The sequence below is a fragment of the Streptomyces katrae genome (assembly GCF_000966975.1).
Classification (GTDB): domain Bacteria; phylum Actinomycetota; class Actinomycetes; order Streptomycetales; family Streptomycetaceae; genus Streptomyces; species Streptomyces katrae.
This window is the reverse complement of sequence record NZ_JZWV01001069.1, coordinates 1-6,801: the sequence shown is the minus strand read 5'-3', so window position 1 is coordinate 6,801 and position 6,801 is coordinate 1. Positions and strand designations below refer to the sequence as shown.

The 6,801-nt window shown below is 73.3% G+C and carries 10 protein-coding genes; 5 read left to right on the top strand and 5 right to left on the bottom strand.

Going from position 1 to position 6,801, the window contains the following annotated elements; genetic code table 11:
* Positions 1–64 precede the first annotated feature (64 nt).
* The 3 genes from VR44_RS32430 to VR44_RS32420 form a co-directional block, all read right to left on the bottom strand.
* The gene (locus VR44_RS32430; protein ID WP_045951208.1) at positions 65–538 is read right to left on the bottom strand and encodes a GNAT family N-acetyltransferase; all 474 of its coding nucleotides are present in this window, start codon (positions 536–538) and stop codon (positions 65–67) included.
* Positions 539–1,012: 474 nt separating this feature from the next.
* Positions 1,013–2,515 carry an MFS transporter gene (locus VR44_RS32425; protein WP_094192062.1) on the bottom strand — a complete coding sequence of 501 codons (1,503 nt, stop codon included), beginning with the start codon at positions 2,513–2,515 and terminating at the stop codon, positions 1,013–1,015.
* 76 nt (positions 2,516–2,591) lie between these two features.
* Positions 2,592–3,023 carry a cupin domain-containing protein gene (locus VR44_RS32420; protein WP_045951207.1) on the bottom strand — a complete coding sequence of 144 codons (432 nt, stop codon included), beginning with the start codon at positions 3,021–3,023 and terminating at the stop codon, positions 2,592–2,594.
* Between the two features lie 87 nt (positions 3,024–3,110).
* On the opposite strand from VR44_RS32420, the gene VR44_RS32415 reads away from it, so the two are divergent.
* The gene (locus VR44_RS32415) at positions 3,111–3,785 is read left to right on the top strand and encodes a TetR/AcrR family transcriptional regulator (protein WP_045951206.1); all 675 of its coding nucleotides are present in this window, start codon (positions 3,111–3,113) and stop codon (positions 3,783–3,785) included.
* Here VR44_RS32415 and VR44_RS32410 read toward each other — a convergent pair.
* Positions 3,782–4,267, bottom strand: a complete 486-nt coding sequence (locus tag VR44_RS32410) for a DUF5990 family protein (protein ID WP_045951205.1) — start codon at positions 4,265–4,267, stop codon at positions 3,782–3,784. The genes VR44_RS32415 and VR44_RS32410 overlap by 4 nt on opposite strands.
* A 180-nt stretch (positions 4,268–4,447) precedes the next feature.
* Here VR44_RS32410 and VR44_RS32405 point away from each other — a divergent pair, with 180 nt between their 5' ends.
* The 3 genes from VR44_RS32405 (at position 4,448) to VR44_RS32395 (ending at position 5,860) form a co-directional block, all read left to right on the top strand.
* The gene (locus tag VR44_RS32405; RefSeq protein ID WP_045951204.1) at positions 4,448–4,858 is read left to right on the top strand and encodes a VOC family protein; all 411 of its coding nucleotides are present in this window, start codon (positions 4,448–4,450) and stop codon (positions 4,856–4,858) included.
* A gap of 14 nt (positions 4,859–4,872) precedes the next feature.
* Positions 4,873–5,319, top strand: a complete 447-nt coding sequence (locus VR44_RS32400; RefSeq protein ID WP_045951203.1) for a helix-turn-helix transcriptional regulator — start codon at positions 4,873–4,875, stop codon at positions 5,317–5,319.
* A 73-nt stretch (positions 5,320–5,392) separates the two neighbouring features.
* Positions 5,393–5,860: an iron chaperone gene (locus tag VR44_RS32395; RefSeq protein WP_045951202.1), complete on the top strand. Its 468-nt coding sequence runs from the start codon at positions 5,393–5,395 to the stop codon at positions 5,858–5,860.
* Between the two features lie 9 nt (positions 5,861–5,869).
* Here the strand turns inward: VR44_RS32395 and VR44_RS32390 are convergent, their stop codons facing one another.
* Complete coding sequence (locus VR44_RS32390) at positions 5,870–6,502, bottom strand: class I SAM-dependent methyltransferase (protein WP_045951201.1); 633 nt, start codon at positions 6,500–6,502, stop codon at positions 5,870–5,872.
* A 115-nt stretch (positions 6,503–6,617) separates the two neighbouring features.
* On the opposite strand from VR44_RS32390, the gene VR44_RS32385 reads away from it, so the two are divergent.
* Positions 6,618–6,801 (top strand): DUF6225 family protein (locus tag VR44_RS32385; RefSeq protein WP_045951209.1); only part of this gene is annotated, 184 nt, incomplete at its 3' end.

Here is a 6,801-nt window from a genome sequence, read left to right as displayed (position 1 = left end):
GGGCCGGGGGGCGCGCTGAGTCTGTTCGGGGGGCGGGGCCCGCTTTCCGGGGCCGGAGGGGGTGTCAGGGGGCGGGCGTCAGGAGGCGGGTGAGGAGGTCCACGCCGTGCGGCGGACCGGTGAGTTCGCCGGCCTTCGCCCAGCCCCACCGCCGGTACAGCTCGCGGGCCGGAGCCCGGTTCGAGGCGGCGAGCACGGCGTGGGGTTCGGTGCGCCCGGCCAGCAGCCGTTCGAGCAGTTCGCGCCCGTACCCGCGGCCCCTCAGCTCCGGCAGGACCGCCAGCTCGTAGACGTAGAACAGCGGTCCGCGCAGCCGGGGCGGCGCGGGCTCGACGGCGTAGGCGAAGCCGCCGAGGGTGTCCCCGGCGGTCACCGTGGTCACCGAGAAGCCGGGCAGGGCGGCGTGTTCGGCCAGCTGCCCGGCGAAGGCGTCGGCGTCCGACGCGTCCTCGTGGTACGGGGGTTCCCGGTAGACCCGGTGGTATACGTCGCGGAACTCCTCGAGGTGGCTGGTGGTCCCGGGCGCGCTCTCACGCATCGGCGGTCTCCCTCTGCACATGGGCGGGCAGTACGCGCTCCAGTGTGCGCGGTACCGCGACTGCGGCGAGGCAGCAGGGGACGGGCACGAGCCAGGGCAGGGGTCTTCCACCGCCTCGTCGACGGCGCTGCGGCGGGCGGTGTCGAAGCCGGACCAGGAAGTGCCGACCGGCTGCCGGTCGTTGGGCCGGTCCGCGACGTCCACCACTCCACACCCGCAGCCATGCACCGCAACGGCGCCGGCCTGGTCGTCGACGAGCAGTTCCGTCTCGGCCTCGCCGTGTTCCACGGTGCGCGGTCGGGGGCACCGGCAGCACGGTGCGGGAGAATCGGGTCAGGTGGCGCGGGTCGAGCTCGGCCTCGTCCGGGGCGCCCTCCTCCGCGATCCGGCGTTCCAGCACCGCGCCGAGCCGTACGGACGCCCAGCGGACCGCGCTCCCACCCAGCCGGGGGCCGTCGGCTTCCGGGCCGGCCTTCATCGCGTCGAGGTCCCGGAGGTCGGGCGCGGCGGCGAGCCCGCGGCCCAGTGCGTCGGTGAAGTCCGCCGTGGCACCGCGGCCGCCTCCGCGGGCGCCCCGCCCTTGCGCAGGACGGTGAGGGCGATGAGCGCGGCGACGACCAGCAGCGCGGCGCTGAGGATCAGCCCGACGGCGTACCCGGCGTTGAGGTCCGCGGGGCTGAGGGAGGCTCCGGTGCGGTGTTCGGCGGCGGTGCCCAGGGCGGCCAGGCCCAGGGAGGCCCCGATCTGGCGCGAACTGTTGAGCAGGCCCGAGGCGGTGCCGGCCTCGTGGGGGGCGACGCCCGCGGTGGCGGTCGAGACGACCGGCCCGAGGCAGAGGCCGAAGCCGACGCTGGCGATGAGGGAGGGGCCGAGGACGTCGCCGGCGAACGAGCCGTCGGGGCTGATCAGGCTGAACCAGGCGAAGCCGGTCGCGGTGAGGAGGGCGCCGCAGATCATGAGGGTGCGCGGAGCGATCCGGTAGCCGAGCTTGATGGCCAGCACGGAGCCGACGACCACGCCGAGGGCGAACGGCAGGAACATCAGCCCGGTCATCGCCGCACCGGTGCCGAGGACCCGCTGGAGGTAGAGGGACATGAAGTAGAACGCCGAGGCCATGGCCGCGCCGACGAGCAGGTTGTAGGCGTTCGCGCCGGCGACCGAGCGGTTGGCGAACAGGCCGAGCCGCACCAGCGGTTCGCGGGAGGTGGTCCGCTCCACCTGGACGAAGGCGACCAGCAGCGCGACGGCGACGGCCAGCGTCGTCAGGGTGACCGGCGAGGTCCACGCGTACTGGTCGGTGCGGACGACGCCGAAGACCAGCAGGCCCAGGCCGGCGGTGGCCAGTACGGCGCCGAGGATGTCGGGCCGGCCGGCGCCGCGGGCGGGCCGGGAGTCCGTGATGCCTCGCCAGGCCATGGCCAGCGCCGCGAGGGCCATGGGCACGTTGATGAACATCACCCAGCGCCAGCCGGCGTACTCGGTGAGCAGCCCGCCGGCCAGGACGCCGAGGGCGCCGCCCGCCGCGTTCATCGCGCTCCAGACCCCGAAGGCCCGTACGCGCGGCTTGCCGGTGGGGAACGCCGCGGTCAGCAGCGCCAGGGCGGCCGGGGCGAGCGCGGCGGCCCCGACGCCCTGCGCCGCCCGCGCGGCGACGAGCTGGCCCGGGTCCTGGGCGAAGCCCCCGACGAGGGAGGCCAGTCCGAACAGCCCCAGCCCGACGAGCAGGACCCGCTTGCGGCCGTACCGGTCGGCGGCCTTGCCGCCCAGCAGCAGCAGCCCGCCGAAGGAGAGGGCGTAGGCGTGGATCACCCAGGTCAGGCCCATCGCGCTGAAGCCGAGGCCGGTGGCGATCTCCGGGAGACCGACGTTCACGACCGACAGGTCCAGCGAGACCATGAACTGCACGACGGCCACCGCGGCGAGGGTGAGACCCGGACCGGCGCTCGTGCTTTCCCTGCTTGACGTCTCGTTCGTCATCCTTGGTTTCCGTTCTCGGGAAGATTGTCGGTGCCCCGTTCCGCACGCAGATCCTGGGGGCCGCCCACCTGCTCGTTCAGCGGGTTCCGGTGCGCTTCTCGTGGCGGGTGCCGTTGGGGAGGGTGATGGACATCAGGTCGCTGGGGGCGTCCAGTTCCACGCGGTGCCAGCGGCCGCGGGGGACGATCACGGCGGTGCCCGGCTTGAGCTGCACCGTGTCGCCGGCGTCCGCGGTGTCCGTGGTGTCGTCGGGCCCCGCGGGACGGAAGTGGATGCGTGCGCCGCCGGTCAGGCAGCACACCGCTTCGTCGGCCTCCGGATGCATCTCCCAGTGGTCGGCGTGCACGTCGGCGTCGGTCTCCGCGTGGAACGCCGCGAGTTGCCAGGAGCCGGAGTCGCCGTTCCCCATCCGTCGTCCGGCGGCGCGGACTTCGCCGTCGGGGTGGAAGTGCAGTGCGGAGGCGAACAGGTCGACAGCGGTGGGGGTCGTGGCGTTCACGGGGTTCATGGCGTGTCCCTCCTACAGATTTCCGTACGTGTAAGAAAAAGTACGTCAGAGGGTGGCCCTTGTCGACACCTGGGGGATGATGGGGGCATGCCGCAACCTTCCGCACCGCGCAAAGCCCCGGGCCGGCCTGCCCGCATCTCTCGCGAGGAGATCATCGATACCGCTCGCCGGATCGTGGCCGAGGGGGGAGTGAAAGGGCTGACCATGCGGCGACTGGCCGCGGAGGTGGGCAGTACGCCCATGGCCATCTACCACCACGTCCGCGACAAGGAAGAGCTGCTCGTCCTGCTGCTGGACGACTACGCCGCGCGGACGCTGCGCCGGTCCCGGCTCCCCGCCGATTCCCGCGAACGCGTCGTCGCCGCCGCCGGCGCGGTCCACGACGCGCTCGCCGCGTGTCCCTGGATCGTGGAGGTGCTGACCGCCGACGACCTGATGTCCACGTCCGCGCTGTGGTTCGTGGAGCAGATCGTCGACGGCCTGGTCGAGTGCGGACTCCCCCTCGACCGGGCCGTGCACGGCTACCGTGCGATCTGGTACTACACCGCCGGAGAGATCGTGGTCAGGGCGACGGCGGCCCGGCGGCGCGCGGACGACGACCGGGCGACGTACCGCGAGCACGTCTTCGCCGACCTCGACCCGGCGGAACTGCCCCGCCTGGCACAGGCGTCGGAGCGCTGGGCGGCACTGACCGCCGAGGACACCTACGAGGACGGGCTGCGAGCCCTGGTGGACGGGCTGCTCGCCGGGCGGCGCGGTTAGCGGGGCCGCGCCCGCCGGAAGGTGGGCGGGGCCGCCGACCAGGTGACGGCCGGGGGGCGGACCGCGGCGCAGAGGGGGTGTCCCTGAGCGTCCGTCAGGCCGAGGCGGGCGATCAGCAGGCCGCGCTCCGCTGCCGCTTCGGCGACCGACGGGTCCACCGCGTCGAGCATGAGCTTGGCCCGGCGGAACATGGTCGTGGTACCGGTGGTGTCGGTCCCGTTCCAGGTCAGGTAGACGAACCGCCGGCCGGGACCGCCCTGGATCCAGGGGCCCGTCAGGTCGATACCGCCTCCGGGGCGGCGGTGCGCGGTGCAGTCCAGCGTCCAGGTTGCCGAGGGGGCGTCGCCGGGGTGGGGGACGAGCAGTCGGCCGTCGCGTGCCCGTGGCTGCACGGCGACGTGGATGTCGCCGTACCCGGGAAACCCGGGGCCGGCCGCACAGGTGAGGCCCGGCAGGTCGAACGCCTCGATCCGGATCTGCATGGGGACACTCTGCCAGCGCGGGGCGTCGCGGGGACCGTCGTGCCGTCGGGCATCCGGGTCGGGGCGGGCGAGGGCGGTCGGGGCGTCCCCGCCGAACTCTCCCGTGGACGCGGGGTGTCCGGGCGGATCGGTCAGGAATCGAGAAGCGGGGGGCGCCTCGCCGGATCTAGCCTGCTGAGCATGGACATCAGCATTCACACGACCTCCCTTCCGCACGAGGACCCGGACGCGTCGCTCGCCTTCTACCGCGACGTCCTCGGCTTCGAGGTCCGTAGCGACGTCGGGCAGGGCCGGATGCGCTGGATCACGGTCGGGCCGGCCGGTCAGCCGGGTACGTCGATCCTTCTGGCACCGCCCGCCGCCGATCCCGGCATCACCGAGGACGAGCGCCGCATGATCACCGAGATGATGGCCAAGGGCACCTACGGCTGGATCCTGCTGGCCACCCCGGACCTCGACGCCACGTTCGAGAAGGTGCAGGCCGGTGACACCGAGGTCGTCCAGGAGCCGACCGAGCAGCCGTACGGGGTCCGCGACTGCGCGTTCCGCGACCCGGCGGGCAACCTGATCCGCATCCAGCAGCTCCGCTGAGGGGGAGGGTTCTGATGTGCAAGCCCGAATGGGGACGTGCGCGGGTCCGGGCGCAGCGGCTGGCCGAGCTGACGCGGCTGCGCCGCGTCCGGGACCGGATCGACAGGGAATTCGCGCGGCCGCTGGACGTGGAGGCGCTCGCCCGGGAGGTGAACATGTCCGCCGGGCAGCTGAGCCGGCAGTTCCGGGCCGCCTACGGCGAGTCGCCGTACGGGTACCTGATGAAGCGTCGCATCGAGCGGGCGACGGTGCTGCTGGGGCGGGGCGGCCTCGCTGTCACCGAGGTCTGCTCCGCGGTCGGCTGCGCGTCGCCGGGAGCGTTCACCAGCCGCTTCACCGAGCTCGTCGGCGTACCGCCCGGGGCCTTCGTGGCGGGGCGGGTCCCGGGACCGGTCAGGAATCGAGTCCCGGGACCGGTCAGGAATCGAGAAGCTCCGGCCGCCGCGCGGCTCGTAGCGTGAGGTCATGGCAGGCACCGCTTCCACCGCGGCCGTCGCCCGCTCCCCGTTCGCCCCTGTACGAGAGGAACCCGTCATGGCGTCCACGAAGCCGAACACCGAGCAGTACAGCGGATTCACCGCCGAGGAGCGGGCCGCCATGAAGGACCACGCGCACGAGGAGAAGAAGGCGGCGGCGCGCCGCGGTCTGTCCCGGGCCGAGAAGGAGGCGGCCGCGGAGCAGGACGTGCTCGCGAAGATCGCCGAGATGCCGGAGGCGGACCGCGTCCTCGCCGAGCGGATCCACGAGATCATCAAGGCCGCCGCTCCGGAGCTCGCGCCCAGGCTCTGGTACGGGATGCCCGCGTACGCCCGGGACGGCAAGGTCGTCTGCCACTTCCAGAGCGCGGAGAAGTTCAAGTCGCGGTACGCCACGCTCGGCTTCAGCGACCAGGCGGCACTCGACGACGGCGCCCTGTGGGCCACCTCCTACGCCGTGACGGAGCTGACCGCGGCCGGCGAGGAGCGCATCGGGGCGCTGGTCAGGAAGGCGGTGGGCGGCTGAGGGCCGGGTCTAGGAGCGGCGGGACAGGAGGTGGGCTTCCAGGAAGCCGCGTTCGGAGGACGGGTCGTGGAGCAGCCGGGCGAACGTCGTGAGGCCGGCTTTCGCCAGCAGTTCGGCGTAGCGGTCCGCCGGCCAGCTGTAGGCGGGGGCCACCTTGTGGTCGAAGCGGACCGGGTCCGGGCCCTCGGGCAGGGCGAGGAAGGACACCAGGAACAGGCCGCCCGGGGCCAGGACGCGCGCCTGTTCGGCGAGGAGCGCGGGCAGTTCGGCCGGCGGGGTGTGGATCGTCGAGTAGTGGGCCAGTACCCCGCCGAGCGCGCGGTCCTCGACCGGGAGGCTCTCCATGCGGGCCTCCTCGAACCGCAGGCCGGGATGGGCCCGCCGGGCGTGGGCGACCATGGCCGGGGAGAGGTCGAGCCCGAAGGCGTCCAGGCCCAGGTCGTGGAGCATGGCCGTCAGGTGTCCGGGCCCGCATCCGGCGTCGGCGGCCTGCGGGTTGCCCGTTGCGCGCACCAGCTCGGCGAAGGTGCTGATCATCGCCCGGTCGAGGGGCCGGGTCTCCAGCCGGTCGGCGAAAAGCGAGGCGTACAGCTCGACGACCCCGTCGTAGGCCGCCCTGGTCCGGTCCTGGTGTCCCCCCACGGGAGGGGAAGTTAGCACCCGTCCCGCCGGCCCGACGAGACCGGGAGGGGGCATGGAGGTGTGCCGACGGCGCGGCGCGCGCGGCTGGGGGCGGTGGTGGTCCTAACTTCGGTACATGGCTGACATGTTCGAGCACGCCCCGCAGGTATGGACCGCTGCGCGGCTGCGTGAAGCTCTCACGGACCTGCCGGACGAGACCCCGATCCACATCGGTGTCGCGGACGGGCCAGGTGACTTCGACGGGTACGGCGAGTACGTCCTGGTGGACGCCGAGCCGGTCGAGATGGACGGGGAAGGCG